Source organism: uncultured Pseudomonas sp., from assembly GCF_913777995.1.
Lineage (GTDB): Bacteria > Pseudomonadota > Gammaproteobacteria > Pseudomonadales > Pseudomonadaceae > Aquipseudomonas.
Genome location: NZ_CAJYVE010000010.1, coordinates 1 through 24,470, shown reverse-complemented (window position 1 = coordinate 24,470; position 24,470 = coordinate 1). Strand labels below are relative to the sequence as shown.

The window sequence follows — 24,470 nt, the reverse complement described above, 5'->3', positions numbered from 1 at the left end:
CATAACCAGAATATCGAAGAAGGACGCTGGCCCATGATCTACCGCAAGTTCGCTGCGTTGCTCGCAGTCTCCGCCTGTTTCGTGCATACCCCTTTGTCGCTCGCCGCCTCGGTGGCCCCGGTGGCCGCCGAGAACGGCATGGTGGTCACCGCCCAGCATCTGGCGAGCCACGTGGGTGTGGATGTGCTCAAGGCCGGCGGTAACGCCGTGGATGCCGCCGTGGCGGTGGGCTATGCCCTGGCGGTGGTGTATCCGGCGGCGGGCAACCTGGGAGGTGGCGGCTTCATGACCATCCAGATGGCCGATGGCAAGAAGACCTTCCTCGACTTCCGCGAGAAGGCCCCGCTGGCGGCCACCGCAGACATGTACCTGGACAAGGACGGCAAGGTGGTCCCCGACCTGAGTTCCAGGGGCCACCTGGCGGTGGCGGTGCCCGGCACCGTGTCTGGCATGGAATATGCGCTGAGCAAGTACGGCAGCAAGCCGCGCGCCGAGATGATCGCCCCGGCTGTGAAACTCGCCGAGGAGGGCTTCGTGCTGGAGCAGGGTGATGTCGACCTGCTGTGGACCGCCACCGAGGAATTCAAGAAGGACATCAAGGACTCCGGGGCGATTTTCCTGTCCGACGGCAAGCCGATGCAGGTCGGCGACCGGCTGGTGCAGAAGGACCTGGCGCGCACCCTGCGGGAGATTTCCAGCAAGGGCGAAGACGGCTTCTACAAGGGCTGGGTCGCCGAGGCGATTGTCAGCTCCAGCCAGGCAGGCAAGGGCATCATCACCCAGGCCGATCTCGACCGCTACAAGACCCGGGAATTGGCGCCGGTGGAGTGCGACTACCGGGGTTACCACGTGGTTTCCGCGCCTCCACCCAGCTCTGGCGGGGTAGTGATCTGCCAGATCCTCAACATCCTCGAAGGCTATCCGATGAAGGACCTGGGCTTCCGTTCGGCGCAGGGCATGCACTACCAGATCGAAGCCATGCGCCACGCCTACGTGGACCGCAACAGCTACCTGGGTGACCCGGATTTCGTCAAGAACCCGGTCGAGCGCCTGCTCGACAAACAGTACGCGGCCAAGCTGCGCGAGGCCATCGACCCGCACAAGGCGGCGGTGTCCAAGGACCTGGCACCCGGCGTTGCACCGCACGAAGGCAACAACACCACGCACTATTCGATCATCGATAAGTGGGGCAATGCGGTGTCGGTGACCTATACCCTCAACGAATGGTTCGGTGCCGGGGTCATGGCCAGCAGCACCGGCGTGCTGCTCAACGACGAAATGGACGATTTCACGTCCAAAGTCGGCGTACCGAACATGTACGGCCTGGTGCAGGGTGAGGCCAACGCCATCGCGCCCGGCAAGACGCCGCTGTCGTCGATGAGCCCGACCATCGTCACCAAGGACGGCAAGACTGTCATGGTGGTCGGCACGCCCGGCGGCAGCCGGATCATCACCGCGACCCTGCTGACCATGCTCAACGTCATCGACTACGGCATGAACATCCAGGAAGCGGTGGATGCGCCGCGTTTCCACCAGCAGTGGCTGCCGGAAGAAACCAACGTCGATAACTTCGGTATCAGCCCCGACACGCGCAAGATCCTCGAAAGCTGGGGGCACAAGTTCGCCGGCCCGCAACCGCTGAACCACCTGGCGGCGATCCTGGTCGGAGCGCCGTCGCTGGATGGCAAGCCGGTGGGCAACAACCGCTACTACGGCGCCAATGATCCACGGCGCAACACCGGCTTGTCGCTGGGCTACTGAGCGAGTCGTCCAGGCTGCCGGGAACGGTTTCAGTCGCGAAGCGGTTTGCCAGTAACAGGTCTCTTCGCGGCGAAAGCCACTACTGTTCGCTTAAGCGGCATGTGGCCCGGTGGGAGCGGCTTTAGCCGCGAAAGCGCGAGGAAATTCACTGCATCTGGCGTGAACATGCGCTCGCTTCGCGGCTGAAGCCGCTTACCCGGTCTGACCGACCAATATTGCGGCTAAACCCAATACCGGTCAGTTAGGCCCTGGGAGCAAGCCGAGACCCGTCAGGCCAGCTGTGCAGGGCAGGGGAATGCCGTTATAGTCGCCGATAAAAATCACGTGAAAAGTGTGCTTTATAGCCACGCGTGCATGGGAGGTGATCGATGACGGCGCAGGCGCTGGTGAAGTGGAACCATGACGTGCAGGCCATCTGTGGCCGTTTCGAAACCCGCTACGAACACCATCCCGCCCTGTTCATCGGCGAGATGCAGCGTGTGCTGCTGGGCGGTACGGCGGTGGCCTTCATCCGCAGCAACGCCCACAGCATCGCCAAGCCGGCTCAGGTGCGCGGGCAGGCAACTGACCCGCATTGCTTCCTGGTCTTGCAACAGCAGGGCCAGATGACCATCGAGGCCGGCGAGCAGGTGCTGGACATGCGCGAAGGCGACCTGGCGCTGCTGGACTCCGCAACCGCCTTGCGCATGACCCCGCGCGGGCTGTTTTCCCATGTATCCATCCATCTGCCGCGGGCCGCCTTGCGCCATGTCGGCCCGTCGGCCTACGGCAAGCTGATGACCACGGGACTGTGCGGGCAGTTGCTGAGCAATCTGGTGCGTCAGGTGGCCGGTGACCAGTTGCGCCACTGGAGCTGCGCAGCCGATGGCCAGGGGCTGCAGAACGCAGTGCTGGCTCTGCTCGAACCGGTGCTGAACTATCCCAGGGCAGAGCAGCCCGGCAACCTGCAGCGGCGCGAGATCGAAGCATTGATCCAGCAGAAACTGTCCAGCACACGCCTGAGCCCGGCGCACCTGGCCGATGAGCTGGGGGTTTCGGTACGCCACCTGTACCGCCTGTTCGATGCCGAGGGCGACAGCCTGTGCCGCTACATCCATCGCCAGCGCCTGCTCAAGGCCGCCACCGACCTGCGTGACCCGGCCTGCGCCCATCGCTCGATCACCGACATCGGCATCGCCTGGGGTTTCGCCGACTCGGCGCATTTCTCCAAGGCCTTCAAGAAATACGCCGGTCATTCGCCGCGTGACTATCGCACCTTGCATCGGCGGCAGGGGCAGGGCGGTCACTGAAGTACAAGCGCCTGGCGTGCCCTGACAAGTTCGCCAGGCCGTCGCGCACCTACCCTAGGCGGGTCATCCTGTTCCTGCCTTGAGGTGCCCCATGAGTGAAGTACAACTGCTGCCCCGCGTCCGCGAATTCCTCGCCGGGCCGCTGGGCAGTTTCGTCGACGGCCAATATCAGGTCGAACCCGAGGCGCAGGCCTTCGAGGTGGTCAACCCCTCCGACGCCGAGGTCATCGCCCGCGTCGCCGAGGCCAGCGAGGCCCTGATCCTGCGTGCGGTGGCCGCCGCGCACGCCAGCTTCCACGGCAGCTGGGGCGCTACCAGCCCTTATGCACGTGGCGTGGCGCTCAATCGCCTGGCCGACCTGATCGAGGCCAACAGTGAGGAGCTGGCGCAGCTGGAGTCGGTATCGTCGGGCAAGTCGATTCACCTGAGCCGCCACCTGGAGCTGGCGCAGAGCGTGGTGTTCCTGCGCTACTTCGCCGGTTGGGCGACCAAGATCAATGGCGAGACCATGACCCCGTCGCTGCCGTCCATGCACGGCGAGCAGTACACCGCGTTCACCCGACGTGAGGCGGTCGGCGTGGTGGCCGGCATCACGCCGTGGAATTTCTCGCTGATGATCGGTGTCTGGAAGATCGCCTCGGCACTCACCTGTGGCTGCACCATCGTGATCAAACCCAGCGAATTCACGCCGCTGTCGCTGCTGCGTGTCGCCGAGCTGGCGGTGCAGGCGGGCATTCCCGCCGGCACGCTGAACGTCGTCAATGGCCGTGGCCGGGTAGGTCAGCAACTGATCGACCACCCTCAGGTGCGCAAAGTGTCGTTCACCGGCTCGGTGCCCACCGGCGTGGCGGTAGGCAAGGCCGCGATGAACGCCAACCTGACCCGCGTGACCCTGGAGCTGGGCGGCAAGAACCCGGCGGCGTTTCTCGCCGACATCGACGTCGAAGCAGCGGTGGAGGGCATCCTGCCCGCGACCTTCACCCACCAGGGACAGATCTGCGCGGCGCCGGAACGCCTCTACGTCCACCGTAGCAAGCTGCAGGCCGTGTGCGATGCCCTCAAAGCGCGCCTGACCGGCCTGCGCGCCGGGAACGCTCTGGATGAAAGCGCGCAATTCGGGCCGCTGGCCAACAAGGCGCACTACGAAAAAATCCTCGGCTGCTTCTCCACTGCCCAGGCTCGCCAGCAGGTGCTGTGCGGCGCCAGGGCATTGCCGGGGCCGGGCTACTTCGTCGAACCCACGCTGCTGCTGGCCCAGGGCGCCGACGACCCGTTCCTCAAGGATGAACACTTCGGCCCGATCCTGTGCATCCTGCCGTTCGACGATGACGAAGAACTGGTGCGACTGATGAACGACTCGCCGTTCGGCCTGGGCGCCAGCCTGTGGACCAACGACCTGTCCAGGGCGCTGCGCCTGATTCCGCGCATCGAGGCCGGTACCCTGTGGGTCAACATGCACACCTTCCTCGACCCGGCGGTGCCCTTTGGCGGCATGAAAGGCTCGGGGGTCGGTCGTGAATTCGGCAGTGCCTTCATCGAGGATTACACCGAACTGAAGTCGGTGATGATCCGCTTCTGAGTTGCACCCTGTTGTTTGAACGGCGCCCTACGGGGCGCCGTTTGCATTTGTGTGCGGTGCTGCCGATGAGGCGGGTTGCGCTTCGCAGGTGGGTGCGAAACTCGAAATCCTGCACGGGTTTTGTGCGTTTATCGGATGTTTTTAAGTTCTTTTTGATCTTTGTGTGATGAATCATCACCGTTCTGGCTATTGCTTGAATCTCCAGGATTTTCTCTGAATTGAGATAAAAGCCTTTTTAATCAATGGCATGAAGATTTCTTGTGGCCTGCCGGGCACGCCTGTGTAGGGAGAAAACTGTCGGAAAATTACAATGAATATTCAATTGACTATTCACGTAATTTGGACAGAATTCGACTCAACGGCACCCACAAGAACAAAGGTCATCACCATGCCGAATCATCCTGCTGTTCCCCGCTGCGGGGCGCGTCTTCCAGGCGACGTCCGGCCAGCGCGATTCCTTTCCTGCCTGCCCATTTCCTTCGTGACTGATGACGGAGAGTCGTTATGAATCCGCTTCGCGTGTCGGACGCAGATGCTGCGTCTTCGCTTTCCTCGGGCCCTGGCTTCGAAGCGTTGCTCGAAGGGGTGCGTACCCGCGCCCGCCTTGGTGAGTTCGACCGGCAACGGCATATTTCCCGCGATGTGATCGACGCGTTCAAGGCCCATGGCGTCTACCGTGCCCTGGTGCCACGCCGCTTTGGCGGGCTGGAATGCTCGCCGGGTCAGTTCTGCGAAATGATCGAGCGCATCGCCCATGCCGATGGCTCCGCCGGTTGGGTCGCCAGTTTCGGCATGAGCCCGGTCTACCTGGCCGCGCTGCCGCTGCAAACCTTGGCCAAGGTCTACGCCAACGGCCCGGACACGGTGTTCGCCGGTGGCATCTTCCCACCACAGCCCGCCGAGGCGGTGCCTGGTGGCTTCCGGGTCAAGGGCCGCTGGAAATACTCCAGCGGTTCGCTGGGTGCCGACATCGTCGGCGTGGGCATCGCCCCGCGCAGTGGTGACAAGCTCGACCTGCCGCGCCTGGCCGTGCTGCCGCGCAGCCAGGTACGCATCGATGAAACCTGGGACACCGTCGGCCTGCTCGGCACCGGCAGCCATGACCTGGTGATCGACGACGTGCTGGTCGCCGAGGAGTGGACCTTCATTCGCGGCGGCAAGCCCAACCTCGACGAGCCGTTCTTCCGCTACCCGTCGCTGTCGTTCGCCACCCAGGTGCTGTCGGTGGTCGGCCTGGGGGTGGCGCGGGCGGCGCTGGACGAGCTGTCGGGCATGGCCAGCGGCCGCATTTCAGTCACCGGCGCACCGGCGCTGGCCGACCGCCCGCTGGCCCAGGTCGACATCGCCAAGTCCGAAGCCAGCCTGCGTGCGGCGCGGGCGTTCTTCTACGAGTCCATCGACCAGGCCTGGCAGCACGTGCTGGCTGGCGACCCGGTGCCCGCCGAGGCGGTGAACCTGCTGCGCCTGTCATCGACCCATGCCAGCCGCGTGGCTGCCGAGGTCGCGCGCAGCGCGCAGATGCTCTCGGGCATGAGCGGCATCTACAACGACAGCCCGCTGGCGCGTTGCGTCAATGACGCGCAAGTGGTCACCCAGCACGCCTTCATGGGCGACGTCACCTACCAGAACGCCGGAGCCATGTTCTTCGGCAAACAGCCCCTGCCGGGCTACCTCTGATCACGGAGCCACCGAGATGAGCCAAAACAAACCCCTGCGCGTGCTGTTCTGCATGGGCATCAACCAGAACTTCTTCGACGCCGTGCGCGAAGAGCAACTGCAGGTCTGGGCGGCCTTCAGCCAGATGTGGAACGGCATTCACGACCTGCCCGGCGTGACGGTGCTGGGCAACATGGACGACGACCAGGCCATGGTCGGCCCGTCCGACGGTTTCCCCTGGACCACCTACCTGCTCGCCGACGTACCGGACATCCAGACCGTGCACGTGGCCTGCAACCTGTTCCGCACCACCGCCGTGGGTGAGGGGCCTTACAAGCTGTGGCGTTACGCCAAGGTCGAGGCCCGCGTCGGCCGCGAACTGATCATCCAGCGCGCCTGAGTGAGAGGACTGTCCCGTGAGCAATCTGATTCCCGCCGTGAACCTGGCGGTCGACCCTGCCGAGCTGGTGCAGGCCGACCGTGTGCATACCTCGCTGTACAACGACCCGGCGCTGTTCGACGCCGAGCTGCAGAAGATCTTCTACAGCACCTGGGTGTGGGTGGCCCACGAAAGCGAGATACCTGAATCCGGCAGCTACAAGACCACCTACATCGGCAAGCAGCCGGTGATCGTGGTGCGTGACCGCAAGAAGGACGTGCATGTGCTGCTCAACCGCTGCCGTCATCGCGGCGCAACGGTGTGCGAGCACAAGAAGGGCAAGACCCAAAGCTTCGTCTGCCCCTACCACGGCTGGGGCTATGCGCTGGACGGCTCGCTGCGCGGCATTCCGCACCCGGAAAGCTACGCCGACTGCCTGGACAAGAGCGAGCTGCCACTGGTCAGCCTGCGCGTGGAAAGCTACGCCGGGATGATCTTCGCCACCTTCAAGGACGACATCCAGCCGCTGGTGGACTTCCTTGGCCCGGCGAAGAAGTGGATGGACCTGTTCATGAAGCAGGGCGCCGGCTACGGCATCAAGGTGCCCGGCGAGCATCGCTTCCGCTTCCCTGGCAACTGGAAGATCCAGCTGGAAAATACCACCGACGCCTACCACTTCCCGCTGGTGCACAAGAGCTTCCTGTCGTCGGTGGATGAACAGACCCTGGAGCTGTTCGATTTCGTCAAAGGCCCGGGCTACGTGGAGGACCTGGGCAACGGCCACAGCGTGATGGTGATGATCCCCGACCTGATCGACCTGGAAGCCGATCTGGACAAGCCGATTCCCGAGCGCTTCGAGGGCCTGGCCGCCGAATTGCGCGACGAAGGCATCGACGACCAGCAGGTACGGCGCATCGTGCGGGCCGTGGGCGGTACCGGTTTCAACCTCAATTTGTTCCCCAACATCGCCTGTTCCATGGCGTTCTTCCGCGTGTTGCAACCGATCTCGGTGCACGAGACCGAGATCCACCACTCGGTGATCACCATGGACGGCGGCCCGGCCGTGGCCAACCGCTACCGCCTGCGTCTGCACGAGCACTTCCAAGGGCCGATGGGCTTCGGTACGCCGGACGATTCCGAGGCCTGGGAGCGCGTGCAGAAGGGCGCCCAGGCTGGCGAAGACCTATGGATCATGCTCAACCGCGGCCTGCCCGGCGAGCGCCCCAGCGAAGATGGCCTGGTGTCTGACGTAAGTGCCGAAACCGGTATGCGCGCGGCTTACCAGCAGTGGAAGAAGATGATGACCGCGGAGGCCAAATGATGAAGCTCGATCTGTTCAACGAAGTCACCGCGTTCATCTGGGAAGAAGGCGACATGCTCGACCACGGCGAGTACGACAGCTGGCTGAACCTGTGGACCGAGCAAGGGACCTACATCATCCCGATCGATCCGAAGCAAACCGACTACGAAAACACGCTGAACTACGCCTATGACGACCACCACATGCGCGGCCTGCGCGTGCAGCGGCTGATCGGCGGCGAGTCGATTTCCACCAGCCCGCAGCCACGCACGGTGCGCACCCTCTCGCGAATTCGCGTGCTCGGTGACGACGGCGTCAACGTCACCGTGCGCGCCGCGCAGAACATCCGCGAGTTCCGCAAGGAAAGCCTCAAGCACTACAGCGCCGACCTGACCTACTCACTGGTACGCGCCGAGGGCGGTTTCAAGATCCACCGCAAGGTGATCAGCCTGATCAACAGCGACGATACCCTCGCCGGTATCGGCTACATCCTCTGAGGGCCGAACCATGAGCCATGTCGCATTGGTAACCGGTGCGGGCCAGGGGCTGGGGCAGCGTTTCGCTGCCCGGTTGCTGGCCGCCGGCTACAAGGTGGTGATCAGCGACCGCAGCCTGGAGGCCGCTCAGGCTGCCGCCCGGTCGCTGGACGCGGGCGCAGAGCGGGTGTTGGCGGTGGCGTTGGATGTGGGCGAGAAAACCCACTTCGAAGCCGCCCTGGCCGCCACCCTGGAACGCTTCGGTGCCCTGCATGTGCTGGTCAACAACGCCGCCGTGACCAAGACCACGCCGCTGCTGCAGATTTCCCCGCAAGAGTTCGACGCCGTAGTGGGCCTGAACCTGCGCAGCGTGTTCCTTGGCTGCCAGGTGCTGGGCGCACACATGGCCCAAGCCGGCTACGGGCGGATCATCAACATGGCCTCGCTGGCCGGGCAGAACGGCGGCACCGCCACCGGCGCGCACTACGCCGCGAGCAAGGGCGCCATCGTGACCCTGACCAAGATCTTCGCCAAGGAATTCGCTGCCCGTGGCGTCACGGTCAACGCCATCGCGCCCGGTCCGATCGACTCGCCGGCGGTGCATGCCGCGGTGCCGGCCGAGCGTATGGACGGGCTGCTGGCGAATATTCCGGTGCGCCGCCTGGGGGATGCGGATTTCCTCGGTGACCTGATCGTCCAGCTGGCGCGCCCCGAAGCCTACTTCACCACCGGGGCGACCTGGGACGTGAATGGCGGGCTGTTCATGCGCTGAACCTATCCACCGGGCGACGGCCGCCGTCGCCTTTGAACTCAATGCTGTTCGCCTTGGTCGCGGTGACCGGCAGGAGCGGCCTGAGCCGCGAAAAGCTTCGCGGTTCAAGCCGGTCCCACAGGATGAACCGAACAGTATTGCCCCTAGCCGAACGTGCAGAGTGACCTGCCATGAATGAACAATTATTAGAAGTGGTCGTGCGCAAGCGTGACCTGCAGGGTGACGCCGTGGTCGTGCTCGACCTGGCCCAGGCCGACGGCTCGCTCTTGCCGGCCTTCGAGGCCGGCGCCCATGTCGATATCCATATCGCTCCAGACCTGATCCGCCAGTACTCGCTGTGCAGCGACCCGGCCGACCTGCGCACCTACCGCCTGGGGGTGCTCAAGGACCCGGCTTCCCGCGGCGGGTCCGTCGGCGTGCACCAGACATTGCTCGAAGGCCGCCCGGTACGCATCAGCGCACCGCGCAACCTGTTTCCCCTGGCGCCTGCGGCGCGGCGATCGATCCTCCTCGGCGGTGGTATCGGTATCACGCCGATGATCGCCATGGCGCATGCCCTGCATCGCCAGGGCGCCGATTTCGAGCTGCACTACTGCGGGCGTTCACGCCGCCACAGCGCCTTTCTCGAGGCCTTGCGCGACGCGCCTTTCGCGGCACGGGTGGTCACCCATTTCGATGACGAGGACGCCGCGCAGCGCCTGGATCTGCCCGTGGTGCTGGGGCAGGGTGAGGCCGGCGTGCATGTGTACACCTGTGGTCCGTCCGGCTTCATGGACTGGGTGATTGCCGGTGCCCGTCAGCAGGGCTACGCCGAGGACCACATCCACAAGGAGTACTTCCAGGTCGAGGTCGACGCCAGCGGCGCCAGCTTCGAGGTGGTCGCTGCGCGCAGCGGCAAGCAGGTGCAGGTCGCCGAAGGGCAGAGCATCGCCGAGGCCCTGAAGAGCATCGGCATCAAGGTGGCCATGTCCTGCGAGCAGGGCGCCTGCGGCACCTGCCTGTGCGAGGTGCTCGAAGGCGAGCCTGACCACCGTGACCACTACCTGACCGACGACGAGAAGGCGGCCAACGAACAGATCCTGCTGTGCTGTTCCCGGGCCCGATCCACCAGGCTGGTCCTGGATATCTGAGGAGAACGACCATGGTCGACGTAAACAGTTTTCGCAATGCAATGGCCATGCTCGGTGGCGCGGTTTCGGTGATCACCACCGACGGCCCGGCGGGTCGCTGCGGGTTCACCGCTTCCGCCGTGTGCAGTGTCACCGATTCACCGCCCACCTTGCTGGTGTGCATGAACCGCGCCTCGCAATCCAACGCGCAGTTCAAGGCCAACGGCATCTTGTGCGTCAACGTGCTGGCTGCCAGTCACCAGGCGTTGTCCGGCGCGTTCGCCAACAAGCACCTCAGCCCCGAGGCGCGCTTCGCCGAAGCGTCCTGGACCACCCTGGAAAGCGGTGCGCCGGTGATGCTCGATGCCCTGGTGAATTTCGACTGCCGCATCGCCCAGGTCCACGAGGTGGGTTCGCATAGCATCTTCTACTGCGAGATCCAGGACATCCGCCACGGCGGCGCGGAAGACGGGCTGGTGTATTTCAACCGTGCCTATCACCGCTTGGGCGAGGCTTCCAAAGCCTGCTGAGCGACGGATTCAGAATGTCTCGAGGTTGTGGAACACCGTCTCCAGCAGCCCGTTGAGGCGTTCGATCTGCGCCTTGGTCAGGCCGGCGAAGCTGCGTTCGAACAGGGCGTGGGTCACGTCCTGCATGCGCTCGATGGTGGCCAGGCCGGCCGGAGTGATGCTCACCTGGGTCACCCGGCCATCCTCGGCGCTGGGCGCGGTGTCCACCAGGCCGTCGTCCTTCATGCGGTAGACGATCTTGGTGGTGGTGGAGAGCTTGGCGATGGCGTGGGTGGAGATCTCGGAAATGCTCGACTGGCCGTTCTCGCTGAGGATCCACAGCACCCGCCAGCGCGGTACGTCGAGGTCGACGCGCTTGAGCAGGCGCTCCATGTTCTGGTTGTAACGACCGTGGACGCGGGCCAGCCAGTAGAAAGGGAAGTCTTCCTTGCGGAACTCCGCACTGGAGGGGTCGTAGCGGTGCTTGAGCTTCTTGGGTGGGTTCATGAGGTTCGGCAGGCAGGAAATCCAGCCGCCAATGATAGACATTTCCAGCAATTTGAACAGCGTCGCACGTGGCGCAGCCGTTCCGGGTGCGCGCTGGCGACCGATGAGGAGCAAGGTACATGACAATCGTTGTCCAGCCCCTGGATCTCGGGGGCGATGGCTTGAGGGTAATGGTCAAGGACACCCTGGACGTGGCCGGTGTGCCGACCCGCGCCTCCAGCCGTGCGCTGGCCGATGCCGCACCGGCCGCCGAACACGCCGAGGTGGTGCGGCGCCTGCTCGACGCCGGCTGCCGGCTGACCGGCAAGACCGTACTGCATGAACTGGCCTTCGGCACCACCGGCATCAACCACTACGCCGGTACGGCGCCCAACCCGCGTTATCCGGGGCGCATTCCCGGTGGCTCATCGAGCGGCTCGGCGGCGGCCGTGGCTGCGGGCCTGGCGGACTTCAGCCTGGGCACCGACACCGGTGGCTCGGTGCGTGTGCCAGCCTGCTGTTGCGGGGTGTTCGGCCTCAAGCCCAGCTTTGGGCGGGTCAGCCGCCAGGGTGTGATGCCGAGCCACAGCAGCCTCGACTGTGTCGGGCCGTTCGCCGCCACGCTGCCGATGCTGGTGCGCGCGATGAGTATCATCGACCCCTCGTTCCAGCCTGCGGCGGTGCCTGCGCGGATCACTGTCGGTGTGCTCGCTGTACCCGCCAGCCCGGCGGTGCAGGCGGTGCTCGACCAGGCCTTGCAGGCCAGCGGCCAGAGCTTGCGTGCCGTGCAGTTGGAGGATTTCCAGGCGGCCTACGAAGCGGGCATGGCGGTGATCAACCGCGAAACCTTCGACGCCTGTGCGCCGCTGCTGGAAGGCGGCCAGGTGGCGCCCGACGTAGCCGGGCGCCTGCAGGCTGCCGGGCAGACCGATGACGTGGCCCTGGCCGCTGCCGAGCAGGTGCGCCAACGCTTCACCGCCCAGGTGGACGCCGCGCTGCAGGACTGTGACGTGCTGGCATTGCCGACCCTGCCGGATTTCCCGTTGCGCCTTGAAGAGGCAGCCGACACCCGTGCGGTGCTGGGCATGACCGCACTGGTGCGGCCGTTCAACCTGTCCGGGCATCCAGCCGTCAGCCTGCCGTTGGGCAGCGACCACGGCTTGCCGGTGGGGCTGCAGCTGGTGGCCGCCAAGGGCGCCGACGAGCAGTTGCTCGCCGCCGCCGAATGCCTGTTGCAGGCGCTGCATGCGGACGCCCGCTGAGCGGCCTTACGGAGAGACGCGATGACCGATATCCAGCCACTGCTCGAACGCCTGAAGCGGCTCGAGAGCGAACAGGCGATACGTGCCTGCATGAACCGCTACATGCTGCTGTGTGACCAGCTCGACGCCCACACGCCCCTCGACGAACTGGCCGGGCTGTTCACCCGCCAGGCGGTCTGGGAGGGCAAGGGCGCGAAATACGCGAAGAGTTTCGGAGGCTATCGAGGCCGCGAGGCGATTCGTGACATGTTCGCGCGCTACACCGAGCCACCGGCGCACTTCGCGCTCAATGTGCACTTCCTTACCAGTGAGCTGATCCGTGTCGATGGCGCGCAGGCCGAGGGCAGCTGGGTGATGCTGCAGACCAGCACCTTCGCCAGCGGCGCCTCGCACCTCAATGCCGCGCGTCTGGCGGTGCGTTTCGCCGAGGAAGACGGGCAGTGGCGCATGGCGCATTTCCAGACCGAAAACCTGTTCAGCCGGCCCGTCACGGCCTGGCACAGCGAAGCCGAGCTGCCAGTGCCCGGCCGTTGACCCCGGTGGCCGCAAAGACGGCCAATTTGGGATAGCCGCCGGCAGGGTGCAGGTCCAGTATCGAAGCCTGCCGACAGGCCCATAACAATAATCAGCCACGGGCGTGCCCAGCCTGTTCCCGTGGACCTCCCGCAACGACTGCCTCATAGAAAAAGGTATAACAGAATGAGCGTATCCTCCGGCGGTGGTTCGACCACGCAGCTTCGCCGCGGCACCCTGGGTGTCGCCATGATCGTGTTTTTCGTCATCTCCGCCGCCAGCCCGCTCAGCGTGCTGGCCGGGGGCTTTCCCATCGGCCTGATGCTGGGCAACGGCGCGGGCCTGCCGGCGCTGGTGATCGTGGCCCTGGCGGTGTTGCTGTGCTTCGCCGCCGGCTATACCGGCATGGCGCGCCATGTGACCCACGCCGGTGGCTTCTATGCCTTCATTTCCCGTGGCCTGGGCGGCATGGCCGGCGGTGCGGCCGGGGTGCTGGCGATGGTCGCCTACAACATCCTGCAGGCGGGCATGTACGGCCTGTTCGGCGCCGTGTTCGCCGGCACCCTGGAGGCCGGTAGCGGCATCCTGGTGCCTTGGTGGCTGGGCTCGCTGCTCGCCCTGCTGGGCATCGCCTGGCTCGGTTACCGCAACATCGACCTCTCGGCGCGGGTGCTGTCGATCATGGTGATCGCCGAATACGCGGTGGTGGTCGTGCTGGACGTGGCGATCTTCAGCCAGGGCGGGCTGCACGGGCTGAACCTGGAGTCCTTCACGCCGACCCAGATCGGCAGCGGCAACCCCTCCATCGGCCTGCTGTTCTGCTTCGCGGCCTTCATCGGCTTCGAAGCCTCCACGCTCTATGGCGAGGAGGCGCGCGACCCGCAGCGCACCATTCCACGGGCGACCTACATCTCGGTGCTGCTGATCGGCGGCTTCTACACCGTCTCGGTGTGGGCCATGGTGCTCGGTGCCGGCACAGACGAAGTGGTGGCGCGCCTGCAGGCGACCCAGGACCCGACCACCTTTCTCTATGCGCTGTCCGACCAGTATGTCGGTGCCTGGCTGACCACGGCCATTCGCCTGCTGTTCGTGGTCAGCCTGTTCGCCGGCCTGCTGGCTTTCCACAACGCGGCGGCGCGTTATTTCTTCGCCATCGGGCGTGACGGTCTGCTGCCCGAGCGCCTGGGCAACACCCACCGCGTGCACCAGAGCCCGCATATCGGCTCGCTGGTGCAGAGCCTGGTGGCGGCGACCATCCTCTGCATCTTCGCACTGATCGGCGCCGACCCGGTGCTGCAGCTGTTCTCCTGGTTCTCCAACCTGGCCACCCTGTGTCTGATTCTGCTGATGGCGCTGACCTCCCTGGCGGTGATCGGCTTCTTCAAGGCGCGCCCGCAACTGGTCAGCAGTGCGCTGCGCTGCTTCATCCTGCCTGCCGTGTCGGGCGTGGCGCTGTTGGCGATCGGCCTGACCGCCGTGGTGCACTTCGACGTGCTTACCGGTGCCAGCACCTCGATCTCGGTGGTGCTCTGGTCGGTGATCCCGCTGTCGGTGGTCATTGGCCTGCTGCTCGCCGCGCGGCTGCGCAGCCAGGCACCGCTGCGCTTCAGTGCACTGGGCAATCAGTCGGCCTGAACAGCCACCTTTCTTCCTCCCGACGCGGCACAGACCGCGCGGGAGCCTCGCTTGACCGCTGCCTACTAAAAAAATACCTCGTGGTTAAGGATCTGAATCCATGCGTTATCACAGCATTCTCGGCGTCATTACCCTGGCCGGCCTGACGGCTCACGCCCAGGCATTGCCATTGATCGACACGCCCGACACCCACGTCAGCGTCGAAGGCCTGGCGGCCTACGGGCTGTTCGACAGCCGCAAGCGCTATGACGGCGGGGAGGGCGGCAAGCATTGGCGTGAAGGCTTCATCAAGTACGGGCTCAAGGGCGATACCCGCATGGCCGATGCCGGCACTCTGTATGGCGCCTTCGCCCTGGTGTCATCGGCCACTTGGGGCGATGGCGATGCTGGCGGTTTCACCGACGGCTCCGAGCGCACCACCAAGATCGAGGACGCCTACCTGGGCTGGCGTTCCGCTGACCTGTTCCCGGCCTTCGGCCAGGACGGCGTGGACTTCTCGTTCGGCCGCCAGGTGTACAAGGTCGGGCGGGGCTTCCTGATCAACGACGACGGCCCGAACCTGGGCAAGGGCGTCGCCGACGGCAGTCTCAACCGGGGCGGTGCCTATTACCTGGGTGCCCGACATGCCTTCGACCGTACGGCGGTATTGCGCTTGGGCGGCGAGCAGGGCTGGCACGGCAGTGCGGCCTGGCTGAAGTCCGACAACCGCGCCCAGGCCGAGCCGGAACTGAGTGTCGTCGACCTGCAATACACCCAGCCGATCGGCACCCTGGCGGCGACCTGGATCCACGGCCTGGATGTCTCGCGGCGCTTCGCCAGCGAGTTCCAGCAACGCCGCGACGGCATGAACGTCTACGGCCTGCGCGCCGAGGGCAACGCCGGTATCGACAACGCCAGTTTCGCCGCCGAGTACGCCCTGCAGGACGCCCAGGGCGACCAGGCACGGGCCTGGTACCTGGAGGCCGGCTACCGCTTCGCCGACCTGTTGTGGGCACCGACGCTCACCGCGCGCTACACCCGCTACGGGCAGAACTGGGACTCTCTGCTGACCGGCTACAGCACCGGCTACGGCACCTGGTTCCAGGGCGAGGTGGCAGCCAACTACGCCGGGCCATTCAACAGCAACACGGCGGTCAGCCATCTGGGCCTGAAGGCCAACCCGCTGGAAGCCCTGACCCTGGGTGTGCTGTTCTTCGATTTCCGCACCCTGGGTGACCGCCAGGTGCGCAACCTCGATGGCCGCGAGCTGGATCTGTTTGCCGAATGGGCGGTGTCCCCGCACCTGATCGTCACGCCGCTGATCGGCCTCTACCGCCCCGAGCGCAGCGCGGCGGACGGCGGCAGCCAGTCGGGCGGCAACGGCACCAACCTCTACAGCCAGCTGACCGTGGCCGTGCCGTTCTGATGGCGTGGGAGCAGGGGCCCTGGCCTGGAGATTGCTTCCCCTCAGCCAGGCTCCTGTTGCAGCGAGAACACCAGCGATGTTGTGCGAGATACGCCGTTTCGACGATGTGGATGTGCATGCCGGGGCGATCCTCGGCTGGCAGCAGACCTACGACCAGCTCAGCACCGGGCACGCCAGCACACTGCTCAAGCACGTCACCGGCGAGCGCTTCCAGATCTTTCAGGAGGCGCTCGACAAACGCGTGGTGCAACGCGGCACTGCGCCCCACGGGCGCCTGTGCCTGGCCATGCCGGTATCCCATGCCGGGCCGGCGGTGTTTCAGGGCCGCAGTATCGATACCCAGAGTGTCACCCTTCTGCACAGTGGCCAGGAATTCTTCGTCCAGGCCACCGAAGGCATGGACCTGTTGGCCATCACCGTGGATGCCGCTCGTCTGGAGCGCCTGGCCGACCTGGAGTTCCCGGCGCCGTCAGCTCGTCGTCTGGGCGCTCTGGCGCGCCTGGAAATGCACCAGGATGTGCTCGCGACGGTGCGTGGTCAGTTGCTGGACCTGGTAGACGCCGCATTGGCTGCAAAACAGTTACCGGAGAAGTTGCTGGAAGATCGCGTCATGGCGTGCATGCTCGACCTGCTCGGGCAGGCCGTGGAACGTGACGGGCGGGCGGTGAACCATGCGGTCAGCGCCTACCTGGTGCGGCAGAGCCAGGAGCTGGCCCTGGACCTGGCGCAGCGCGACGAGCCGGTTTCGGTACTGGAAATCTGCGAGTGCCTCAACGTCAGCCGCCGCACCCTGCAGCGCAGTTTCCAGACCCTGACCGGCTTGCGCCCGGTGGAGTACCTGCGTGCCGTGCGGCTCAACGCCGCGCGTCGGCGCCTGCGCGGTACCGACCCACGGCAGCTGACCGTGGCGCGGGTGGCCAGTGACCTGGGCTTTACCCACCTGGGGCACTTCGCCGGTTATTACAAGACGCTGTTCGGCGAACATCCTTCCGAGACGCCACGCCACGGCTGAGCCCGGCTGCCTATCGGCGTATGTTCCGTAGCAGGGCAGGGTGCCTGCTTTCAGTGCAGGTCCATTACCCGGATACGCTCGTTCCAGCCGTCCTTGCTGACGCGCCGGTGGTAGTCGTTGGGGGTGGTGCTGACCAGCTTCTTGAAGTCGCGCAGGAAGTGCGACTGGTCGGTGAAGCCCAGTTCCATCGCCAGCTCCGAGAACGACACCTGCGCCTGGGTGGTGATGCTGTTCAGCGCGGCCTGGCAGCGGATGATCCGGCAGAAGGTCTTGGGGGTCATGCCGGTGTCCTGGCGGAACTGGCGCTGCAGGGTGCGGCCGCTGTAGCCGCTGAGGTCTTCCAGCTGGCTGACGCGGATGTCGCCGCGGTGGGCGATGATGGTGCGCACCACCTGGCTGGTCAGCCCTGCGCTGGTCTCGCCCAGGCGCTGGGCGGCGAAGGCGTTGAAGCAGCTCATCTGCTCGTCGAAGCCGGGGCTGGCAGCGATGGTGTCGATCAGCGACTGGGCGCCGGGGACGATGTCCAGCAGGTTGATCTCCTGCTCGGTGAGTTCTTCGGCCAGATTGTGCAGCAGGCCCGGCACTACGCCAGGGCGAAAGCGCAGGCCGAAGTAGCGGTGACGGTGTAACAACTCGACACGCCGGGCCTCCAGCGGGGTGCCACAGACCCGCGCGGCGGGATGATCGGTATCACAATCGAAGATGATGTCGACGCAGCCGTCCGGCACCGCGAAGGTGCGCTCTGCCGAGGGCGCGACGTCGAACGCATAGTAATGGGCGATGGCCGGATGCCGCGTGTTCATCACGCAGTAGCGCGACGAGTTCAGCACGAACCAGGGCTGTTCACAGGCGTTGCGTGGCGTGGGCGCGGGGCTGGGCGGGATCATCATGAGGTCTGCGTGGTTACACGTCGTTATTGTCGGTCATCAGGCAGCAATTAACGTACCAGTCGCACGGCCGCCGCCTCTCGGGGCCAGGGCACCGATCCTACGTGCCTCCACCCTCGCGCTGTTATCCATGTTCGGCAGCTTTGCAGGCTCGAGCCCACTCCTGGCGCACCAGCACAGTGCGCCGGGTGACCGCCATCAGCGTGCTGCCGGGGTGGTGCGTATCGGCTGCCAATTCGGGATAACGCCTGCCCGGCGATCGGCATAGCATCGATTCAGGCCTGCGAGCCCCATAACAAGACGCATGCGAGCCGCGCCTGACGCCAGGTGCCGGCTTTTCCAAGACAACGACTGCCTCATACAACAAGGTCAAGAAAATGAGCGTATCCGTGACTTCCGCCGCGAGTTCCACCGGCCTGCGGCGTGGCGCCCTGAGCGTCGGCTTCATCATCTTCTTCGTGGTCTCGGCCGCGAGTCCCCTGAGTGTGCTGGCCGGTGGTTTTCCCATCGGCATCATGCTCGGCAATGGCGCGGGTACGCCGGCGTTGCTGATTCTGGCATTGCTGGTGCTGCTGGCCTTCTCGGTCGGCTACACCACCATGGCCCGTCACCTGACCAACGCCGGTGGCTTCTACGCCTTTTCCTCGCGGGGCCTGGGCGGGCTGGCAGGCGGTGCAGCCGGGGTGCTGGCGATGTTCGCCTACAACATTCTGCAGGTCGGCCTGTACGGCATGTTCGGCGGCGTGGTGGCCGGCACCATGGCCACCGTCTTCGGCATCGACTGGCCCTGGTGGACCTACTCGCTGCTGGCCATGGCCAGCATCGCGGTACTGGGTTACCGCAACATCGACCTGTCGGCCCGGGTGCTGTCGTTCATCGTGGTCGCCGAGTACCTGGCCATTCTCGTTCTCGATGTGGCGATCCTGCGCAGCGGCGGTGACAGCGGCATCAACTTCGACTCGTTCAAGAGCGAGCAGGTGTTCAGCGGCACGCCCTCGATCGGCCTGCTGTTCTGCTTCGCCGCGTTCATCGGCTTCGAGGCCACGACCATCTACGGCGAAGAGGCCAAGAACCCGCAGCGCGCGATTCCGATCGCCACGTATGTCTCGGTGCTGCTGATCGGCTGCTTCTACGCCCTGTCGATCTGGTCGATGGTCATCGGCGTCGGTGCCGACAAGATCGTCGGCGTGCTGCAGAACCTCGGCGACCCGACACATTTCATCTATGGCCTGTCGGACCACTTCGTCGGTCCCCGCCTGACCGAGGTGATCCGCGTGCTGTTCATGGTCAGCATCTACGCCGGCCTGCTGGCCTTTCACAATTCGGCGGCGCGCTACTTCTACGCCATCGGCCGTGACGGCCTGCTGCCACGCAGCCTGGGGGTCACCCACCGCATCCACCAGAGCCCGCACATGGGGTCGGCGCTGCAGAGCCTGATCGCCGCGGTGGTGGTGCTGGTTTTCGCGGCCATGGATGCCGACCCGATCCTGCAGCTGTTCGCCTGGTTCTCCAGCCTGGCCACCCTGTGCCTGCTGCTGCTCATGGCCATGACCTCGGCAGCGGTGCTGATGTACTTCCGGCGCAACCCGCAGCTGGGCCTGGGGGTGACACGGCGCCTGCTGCTGCCGGCATTCTCCTGCGTGGCGCTGGGCATCGTGCTGGTCATCGCGGTGCTGCACTTCGACGTGCTCACCGGTTCCAGCCAGGCGTTGTCATGGCTGCTCTGCGCGGTGATTCCGGCAGCGCTGGCCGGCGGGGTGCTGCTGGCCGCGCGGCTGCGGCGTGTCTCGCCGCAATGCTTCGCCGCCCTGGGCAGCCACAAGCTCTGAACGCTCAAGCGCTTACGCCCATCATTTGGCGCTGGCCGGCGGAGGCTGGCGCCCGAAACTGGAGGTTCTCATGTACGACTATCGAATGTTGATTGACGGTGCCCGGGTCGAGGGCGAGGCCGGCCACTTCGACATCATCAACCCGGCCAGTGGCGTCGCCTTCGCCCAATGCGGTGCCGGTTCCATCGCCCAGCTGGACCAGGCCGTCGAGGCGGCGCAGCGCGCCTTTGGCGAATGGCGGTTGAGCAGCCATGCGCAGCGCAGCGCCTGCCTGCAGCGTATCGCCGACGACCTGGAACACGAGGCCGATGCGCTGGCGCGGCTGATCGTGGCCGAGCAGGGCAAGCCCCTGGCCCTGGCGATGTCCGAGGTCATGGGCGGGGTGGCCTGGACGCGCTACGCCGCCGGCCAGGAGATTCCGGTGGAACTGGTCGAGGAAAACCCCAGCCAGCGCGTGGAGTTGCATCGCAAGCCGCTGGGCGTAGTGGCCTCGATCACGCCGTGGAACTGGCCGTTCATGATCGCCATCTGGCACATCATGCCGGCGCTGCGTGCCGGCAACTGTGTGGTCAGCAAGCCGTCGAGCCTGACCCCGCTGAGCACCCTGGCGCTGGTGGAGATCATCGCTCGCCACGTGCCACGCGGGGTGATCAACGTGATCACCGGCGAGCGCGGTTTCGGCAGCGCCATCTCCAGTCATCCGGGTATCCACAAGATCGTCTTCACCGGCTCTACCGCCACCGGCCAGCGGGTGATGCAAGCGGCAGCCGGCAACCTCAAGCGCCTGACCCTGGAGCTGGGCGGCAACGACGCGGCCATCGTGCTGCCGGGCACGGCGGTGCAGGAGGTGGTCGAGGACATCTTCCAGGCGGCGTTTCTCAACATGGGGCAGACCTGCGCGGCGCTCAAGCGCCTGTACGTGCACGAGTCGCAGGTCGAGGCATTCGGCGAGGCGCTGGCGAGCATTGCGCGGCGCCAGGTGATCGGCGATGGCCTGCAGCCCGAGGTCACCTTCGGCCCGGTGCAGAACCTGGAACAACTGCAGTTGGTCGCCGAACTGGTCGATGACGCCCGGCGCCAGGGCGGACGGGTGTTGTGCGGTGGGGAGCGGCTGGCGCAACCGGGCTATTTCTATCCGCCGACCATCGTCACCGGCGTGCACGATGGCCAGCGCCTGGTGGACGAGGAACAGTTCGGTCCGGTGCTGCCGGTGATCGCCTACCGCGATGTGGAAGAAGTACTGCAGCGCGCCAACCACAGCGACATGGGACTGGGCGGCTCGGTGTGGGGCAGTGACCCGGACCAGGCCCAGGCCCTGGCCAGTCGCCTGGAAAGCGGCGTGGCCTGGGTCAACTGCCACGCGCAGATCCAGCCCAATACGCCGTTCGGTGGCTGCAAGCTGTCGGGCTTCGGGGTCGAGTTCGGCCTGGAAGGGCTGCTGGAGTTCACCACCCAACAGCTGCTTTATGTGCGCAAGCCCAAGGGCTGAGGAGACGCTCATGTACGACCGCTATCGCAACGCTGAAAAGAAATTCTGGCACCCCATGGGCAGCGCTGCCCCCGGCCAGCGTGACAAGACCCTGGTGATCGCCAGGGGCGACGGCAACTACGTCACCGACATCGACGGCAACCGCCTGCTCGATGGTGTGGGCGGTCTGTGGAACGTCAACGTCGGTCACAATCGTGCCGAGGTGAAAGCCGCCATCGCCGCCCAGCTCGACGAACTGGCCTATTACCAGACCTTCGATGGCATCGCGCACCCGCGCGTATTCGACCTGGCCGAGCGGCTCACCGGTCTGTTCGCGCAGGAGCGCATGAGCCGCGTGCTGTTCAACTCGGGCGGTTCCGATGCCGTGGAAACCGCACTGAAGATGGCCCGTCAGTACTGGGTGGCCGCTGGTGAGCCCGGGCGCACGCGCTTTCTGTCGCTGCGCAACGGTTACCACGGCGTGCACCTGGGCGGCACGTCGGTCGGTGGCAACGGTGTGTATCACTACAACCACGGCCCGCTGCTCGCGGGCTGCCACTTGCTCGACACACCCTGGTTGTACCGCAACCCCTGGGATTGCCGCGAGCCGCAGGCGCTGGTCGAACATTGCATTCGCCAGCTGGAAGCGCAGATCCAGTTCCTCGGAGCCGGCAGCATCGCCGCATTCATCGCCGAGCCGGTGCAGGGCGCCGGCGGGGTCATCGTACCGCCGGCCAGCTATTGGCCGCGCCTGCGCGAAGTCTGCGACCGCCACGGCATCCTGCTGATCGCCGATGAGGTGGTCACCGGCTTCGGTCGCTCCGGTTGCCTGTTGGGCAGCCGTGGCTGGGGGGTGGCGCCGGACATCCTGTGCCTGGCCAAGGGCATCTCTGCCGGTTACATCCCGCTGGGCGCCACGCTGTTCAATGCGCGTATCGCCCAGGCCATTGAGAATGGCCCGGGGTTCTCCAGCATGGTCATGCACGGCTACACCTACAGCGGCCACCCGGTGGCCTGTGCGGCGGCGCTGGCGGTGCTGGGCATCGTCGAAGCCGAGGACCTGCCTGGCAACGCCGCCCGCGTCGGCGCCGGGCTGCTCGAACAGTTGCAGCCGCTGGTGGATCGGCATGCGGTGGTCGGCGAAGTGCGGGGCAAAGGCTTGATGATTGCCCTCGACCTGGTCGCCGACAAGCGCACCCGTGAACCGCTCGACCCGGCCGCCGGGCATGCCGCGCGCATCGCCGATGCGGCGCGCCGTGAGGGTGTGCTGGTGCGGCCTGTGGGCAACAAGATCATCCTCTCGCCGCCGCTGACACTGACCGCGGACGAGGCCGCCGGCCTGGTCGAGGCGCTGGACAAGGCACTGACACGCCACCCTTGATCACGACCGGTTCCTGCGCGATGCAGGTCCGGGCAGCAGACACATAACGACCCTCGGCAAAGGGGGCAGGAGCAGACAATATGCGCAATCGACGACTGGCCACGGGCCTGGCCCTGACCATGGGCCTGAGTACGGCAACTGGCACCCAGGCCTATGAGTTGTACGCCGATGACGACACTCATCTGAATGCCGACATGCAGGCGGTATTTGGCTGGATGAACAGCCGCAAGAACTACGACGGTACGCCAGGAGGGTCGAGCTGGCGTGAAGGCTTCATCAAGTACGGCGTCAGTGGTGATCAGGGATTGGGCGGGGCGGGGACCCTGCGCGGTGCGTTCAACCTGGTCAGTTCGGCCACCTGGGGCGATGGTGATGCAGCGGGCAATACCGACGGCAGCGAGCGCACCACCAAGATCGAAGACGCCTGGCTGGGCTGGCGCTCTGCCGATCTGGTGCCGGCGCTGGGCCAGGACGGCGTGGACTTTTCGTTCGGGCGGCAGGTGGTCAAGCTCGGCCGCGGCTTCCTGATCAACGACGACGGCCCCAATCTGGGCAAGGGGCCGGCTGGCGGCGACCTGAATCGTGGCGGTGCCTACTACATAGCTGCCCGCCACGCCTTCGACCGTACCGCAGTGCTGCGCCTGGGTGGCCAGGATGGCTTGCACGGCAGCGTGCTGTGGCTCAAGTCCGACAACCGCGCCCAGGCGGAAACCGAACTGGCCGCCGGCACCCTGGACTACAGCGGCGCGGCGGGAACCCTGGGGCTGACCTGGATCCATGGCCTGGATGTCAACCCGCGCTGGGCCAGCCCGCTGCAAAGCCAGCGCAAGGATCTGGACGTGTACAGTCTGCGCGGGGAGGGCAGTGCCGGTATCGACAATGCCAGCTTCGCCTTTGAATACGCCTGGCAGGACAAGCCGCAAGGCAGCGAGCAGGCCTGGTATGGCGAGGCCGGTTACACCTTCGCCGATGCCCCTTGGGCGCCGACCCTGACCTACCGCTACACCCGCTACTCCACAGGCTGGGATTCACTGTTCACCGGCCTGAGCACCGGCTATGGCACCTGGTTCCAGGGCGAAGTGGCGGCCAACTACGCCGGGCCGTTCAACAGCAACACCGGCATTCACCACCTGGGGCTGAAGGTCAAGCCACGCGAAGACCTGACCCTCGGCGCGCTGTACTTCGACTTCAGCACCCTGGGCCGGCGCAGCCAGCTGAACCTGGATGCCCGCGAGCTGGACCTGTATGCCGAGTGGGCAGTCAGCGAACACTTGATCGTCAGCCCGCTGGTGGGGCTCTACCAGCCGCGCAAGAGTGCTGAAAACGGCGGCAACCAGGTGGGTGGCAACGGGACCAACGTCTACAGCCAACTGCTGCTGATCATGCCGTTCTAGGTCCAATGCAGGTCAGTGAGTCGTCAGGTGGCTCGGTAGGAACGGCTTTAGCCGCAATACAGTTCAGTTAGGCCGGGTAGGAGCGGCTTCAGCCGCGAAGCGACCGCCTGTTCACGACAGATGCAGTGAGTTTCCTGGCGCTTTCGCGGCTAAAGCCGCTCCCACCGGGCCACATGCCGCTTAAGCGAACAGTATTGGCTTTAGCCGCAATACTGATCTTTTAGACCAAAGCAATCCGATGTGGCGTCGCGTTTGCTTTTCAAGCACAGAACTTACAGACGCCGCCGAACGCGACTTCGGTGCAGGCCGAGTGGAGGTGTCATGGAAGGGGGTAAGCCGGCAGGGAAGCCGGCTTAGGCGCACTGGGC

Annotated in this window: 21 protein-coding genes; 19 read left to right on the top strand and 2 right to left on the bottom strand. The window is 65.5% G+C overall.

Translation table 11 applies throughout. From position 1 onward, the window contains the following. Window positions 1-33: 33 nt before the first annotated feature. From ggt to QZ497_RS02805, 10 genes are all read left to right on the top strand, one after another. Window positions 34-1,761, top strand: a complete 1,728-nt coding sequence (ggt, locus tag QZ497_RS02850; RefSeq protein ID WP_315961196.1) for a gamma-glutamyltransferase — start codon at window positions 34-36, stop codon at window positions 1,759-1,761. A gap of 368 nt (window positions 1,762-2,129) precedes the next feature. Next, window positions 2,130-3,050 carry a transcriptional regulator FeaR gene (feaR, locus tag QZ497_RS02845; protein ID WP_295470864.1) on the top strand — a complete coding sequence of 307 codons (921 nt, stop codon included), beginning with the start codon at window positions 2,130-2,132 and terminating at the stop codon, window positions 3,048-3,050. Between the two features lie 91 nt (window positions 3,051-3,141). Beyond that, the gene (locus tag QZ497_RS02840; protein ID WP_295470861.1) at window positions 3,142-4,629 is read left to right on the top strand and encodes an aldehyde dehydrogenase family protein; all 1,488 of its coding nucleotides are present in this window, start codon (window positions 3,142-3,144) and stop codon (window positions 4,627-4,629) included. Between the two features lie 504 nt (window positions 4,630-5,133). Further along, window positions 5,134-6,306, top strand: coding sequence for an indole-3-acetate monooxygenase (gene iacA, locus QZ497_RS02835; protein WP_295470859.1), 1,173 nt, complete (start codon window positions 5,134-5,136; stop codon window positions 6,304-6,306). 16 nt (window positions 6,307-6,322) lie between these two features. Continuing rightward, on the top strand, window positions 6,323-6,685 hold the full coding sequence (locus QZ497_RS02830) for an IacB protein (protein WP_295470857.1): 363 nt from the start codon (window positions 6,323-6,325) through the stop codon (window positions 6,683-6,685). 16 nt (window positions 6,686-6,701) lie between these two features. Then, window positions 6,702-7,985 carry an aromatic ring-hydroxylating dioxygenase subunit alpha gene (locus QZ497_RS02825; RefSeq protein ID WP_295470856.1) on the top strand — a complete coding sequence of 428 codons (1,284 nt, stop codon included), beginning with the start codon at window positions 6,702-6,704 and terminating at the stop codon, window positions 7,983-7,985. Further along, window positions 7,985-8,461: an aromatic-ring-hydroxylating dioxygenase subunit beta gene (locus QZ497_RS02820; RefSeq protein WP_295471555.1), complete on the top strand. Its 477-nt coding sequence runs from the start codon at window positions 7,985-7,987 to the stop codon at window positions 8,459-8,461. The genes QZ497_RS02825 and QZ497_RS02820 overlap by 1 nt, the downstream gene beginning before the upstream one ends. A 10-nt stretch (window positions 8,462-8,471) precedes the next feature. After that, on the top strand, window positions 8,472-9,212 hold the full coding sequence (locus tag QZ497_RS02815; protein WP_295470854.1) for an SDR family NAD(P)-dependent oxidoreductase: 741 nt from the start codon (window positions 8,472-8,474) through the stop codon (window positions 9,210-9,212). Between the two features lie 170 nt (window positions 9,213-9,382). Beyond that, on the top strand, window positions 9,383-10,342 hold the full coding sequence (locus tag QZ497_RS02810) for a PDR/VanB family oxidoreductase (protein ID WP_295470853.1): 960 nt from the start codon (window positions 9,383-9,385) through the stop codon (window positions 10,340-10,342). Between the two features lie 11 nt (window positions 10,343-10,353). After that, window positions 10,354-10,851 (top strand): flavin reductase, encoded by a 498-nt coding sequence (locus QZ497_RS02805; protein WP_295470852.1) that lies wholly within the window; start codon window positions 10,354-10,356, stop codon window positions 10,849-10,851. Window positions 10,852-10,860: 9 nt separating this feature from the next. Here the strand turns inward: QZ497_RS02805 and QZ497_RS02800 are convergent, their stop codons facing one another. After that, a complete protein-coding gene (locus QZ497_RS02800) occupies window positions 10,861-11,337 on the bottom strand; it encodes a MarR family transcriptional regulator (RefSeq protein ID WP_295471554.1) in 477 nt (158 codons plus the stop codon). A 119-nt stretch (window positions 11,338-11,456) separates the two neighbouring features. On the opposite strand from QZ497_RS02800, the gene QZ497_RS02795 reads away from it, so the two are divergent. The 5 genes from QZ497_RS02795 (at window position 11,457) to QZ497_RS02775 (ending at window position 17,143) form a co-directional block, all read left to right on the top strand. Then, window positions 11,457-12,578, top strand: coding sequence for an amidase family protein (locus QZ497_RS02795; protein ID WP_295470850.1), 1,122 nt, complete (start codon window positions 11,457-11,459; stop codon window positions 12,576-12,578). 21 nt (window positions 12,579-12,599) lie between these two features. Beyond that, entirely contained in the window at window positions 12,600-13,112 is a 513-nt protein-coding gene (locus QZ497_RS02790) for a nuclear transport factor 2 family protein (RefSeq protein ID WP_295470848.1), read from the top strand. A gap of 165 nt (window positions 13,113-13,277) precedes the next feature. Next, window positions 13,278-14,726, top strand: coding sequence for an APC family permease (locus tag QZ497_RS02785; RefSeq protein ID WP_295470847.1), 1,449 nt, complete (start codon window positions 13,278-13,280; stop codon window positions 14,724-14,726). Between the two features lie 100 nt (window positions 14,727-14,826). Further along, entirely contained in the window at window positions 14,827-16,131 is a 1,305-nt protein-coding gene (locus QZ497_RS02780) for a hypothetical protein (RefSeq protein ID WP_295470845.1), read from the top strand. A gap of 76 nt (window positions 16,132-16,207) precedes the next feature. Further along, window positions 16,208-17,143: a helix-turn-helix domain-containing protein gene (locus tag QZ497_RS02775; RefSeq protein WP_295470843.1), complete on the top strand. Its 936-nt coding sequence runs from the start codon at window positions 16,208-16,210 to the stop codon at window positions 17,141-17,143. 50 nt (window positions 17,144-17,193) lie between these two features. Here QZ497_RS02775 and QZ497_RS02770 read toward each other — a convergent pair whose 3' ends face one another. Further along, entirely contained in the window at window positions 17,194-18,030 is an 837-nt protein-coding gene (locus QZ497_RS02770; protein WP_295471553.1) for a helix-turn-helix domain-containing protein, read from the bottom strand. 377 nt (window positions 18,031-18,407) lie between these two features. On the opposite strand from QZ497_RS02770, the gene QZ497_RS02765 reads away from it, so the two are divergent. The 4 genes from QZ497_RS02765 to QZ497_RS02750 all read left to right on the top strand — a co-directional run bounded on the left by QZ497_RS02765 (window position 18,408) and on the right by QZ497_RS02750 (window position 24,102). Next, window positions 18,408-19,859, top strand: a complete 1,452-nt coding sequence (locus QZ497_RS02765; RefSeq protein WP_295470841.1) for an APC family permease — start codon at window positions 18,408-18,410, stop codon at window positions 19,857-19,859. Window positions 19,860-19,929: 70 nt separating this feature from the next. Beyond that, window positions 19,930-21,348 carry an aldehyde dehydrogenase family protein gene (locus QZ497_RS02760; protein WP_295470840.1) on the top strand — a complete coding sequence of 473 codons (1,419 nt, stop codon included), beginning with the start codon at window positions 19,930-19,932 and terminating at the stop codon, window positions 21,346-21,348. Between the two features lie 10 nt (window positions 21,349-21,358). Beyond that, the gene (locus QZ497_RS02755) at window positions 21,359-22,708 is read left to right on the top strand and encodes an aminotransferase class III-fold pyridoxal phosphate-dependent enzyme (RefSeq protein WP_295470838.1); all 1,350 of its coding nucleotides are present in this window, start codon (window positions 21,359-21,361) and stop codon (window positions 22,706-22,708) included. Window positions 22,709-22,827: 119 nt separating this feature from the next. After that, a complete protein-coding gene (locus QZ497_RS02750) occupies window positions 22,828-24,102 on the top strand; it encodes a hypothetical protein (protein ID WP_295471552.1) in 1,275 nt (424 codons plus the stop codon). The last annotated feature ends 368 nt before the right edge of the window (window positions 24,103-24,470 follow it).

Coding starts and splice junctions, on each gene's coding strand:
- ggt (WP_315961196.1), top strand. CDS start 34: ATGATCTACCGCAAGTTCGCTGCGTTGCTCGCAGTCTCCGCCTGTTTC.
- feaR (WP_295470864.1), top strand. CDS start 2,130: ATGACGGCGCAGGCGCTGGTGAAGTGGAACCATGACGTGCAGGCCATC.
- QZ497_RS02830 (WP_295470857.1), top strand. CDS start 6,323: ATGAGCCAAAACAAACCCCTGCGCGTGCTGTTCTGCATGGGCATCAAC.
- QZ497_RS02795 (WP_295470850.1), top strand. CDS start 11,457: ATGACAATCGTTGTCCAGCCCCTGGATCTCGGGGGCGATGGCTTGAGG.
- QZ497_RS02750 (WP_295471552.1), top strand. CDS start 22,828: ATGGGCCTGAGTACGGCAACTGGCACCCAGGCCTATGAGTTGTACGCC.
- QZ497_RS02780 (WP_295470845.1), top strand. CDS start 14,827: ATGCGTTATCACAGCATTCTCGGCGTCATTACCCTGGCCGGCCTGACG.
- QZ497_RS02815 (WP_295470854.1), top strand. CDS start 8,472: ATGAGCCATGTCGCATTGGTAACCGGTGCGGGCCAGGGGCTGGGGCAG.
- QZ497_RS02760 (WP_295470840.1), top strand. CDS start 19,930: ATGTACGACTATCGAATGTTGATTGACGGTGCCCGGGTCGAGGGCGAG.
- QZ497_RS02775 (WP_295470843.1), top strand. CDS start 16,208: ATGTTGTGCGAGATACGCCGTTTCGACGATGTGGATGTGCATGCCGGG.
- QZ497_RS02790 (WP_295470848.1), top strand. CDS start 12,600: ATGACCGATATCCAGCCACTGCTCGAACGCCTGAAGCGGCTCGAGAGC.
- QZ497_RS02785 (WP_295470847.1), top strand. CDS start 13,278: ATGAGCGTATCCTCCGGCGGTGGTTCGACCACGCAGCTTCGCCGCGGC.
- QZ497_RS02770 (WP_295471553.1), bottom strand. CDS start 18,030: ATGATCCCGCCCAGCCCCGCGCCCACGCCACGCAACGCCTGTGAACAG.
- QZ497_RS02755 (WP_295470838.1), top strand. CDS start 21,359: ATGTACGACCGCTATCGCAACGCTGAAAAGAAATTCTGGCACCCCATG.
- QZ497_RS02820 (WP_295471555.1), top strand. CDS start 7,985: ATGAAGCTCGATCTGTTCAACGAAGTCACCGCGTTCATCTGGGAAGAA.
- QZ497_RS02810 (WP_295470853.1), top strand. CDS start 9,383: ATGAATGAACAATTATTAGAAGTGGTCGTGCGCAAGCGTGACCTGCAG.
- QZ497_RS02840 (WP_295470861.1), top strand. CDS start 3,142: ATGAGTGAAGTACAACTGCTGCCCCGCGTCCGCGAATTCCTCGCCGGG.
- QZ497_RS02805 (WP_295470852.1), top strand. CDS start 10,354: ATGGTCGACGTAAACAGTTTTCGCAATGCAATGGCCATGCTCGGTGGC.
- QZ497_RS02800 (WP_295471554.1), bottom strand. CDS start 11,337: ATGAACCCACCCAAGAAGCTCAAGCACCGCTACGACCCCTCCAGTGCG.
- QZ497_RS02765 (WP_295470841.1), top strand. CDS start 18,408: ATGAGCGTATCCGTGACTTCCGCCGCGAGTTCCACCGGCCTGCGGCGT.
- iacA (WP_295470859.1), top strand. CDS start 5,134: ATGAATCCGCTTCGCGTGTCGGACGCAGATGCTGCGTCTTCGCTTTCC.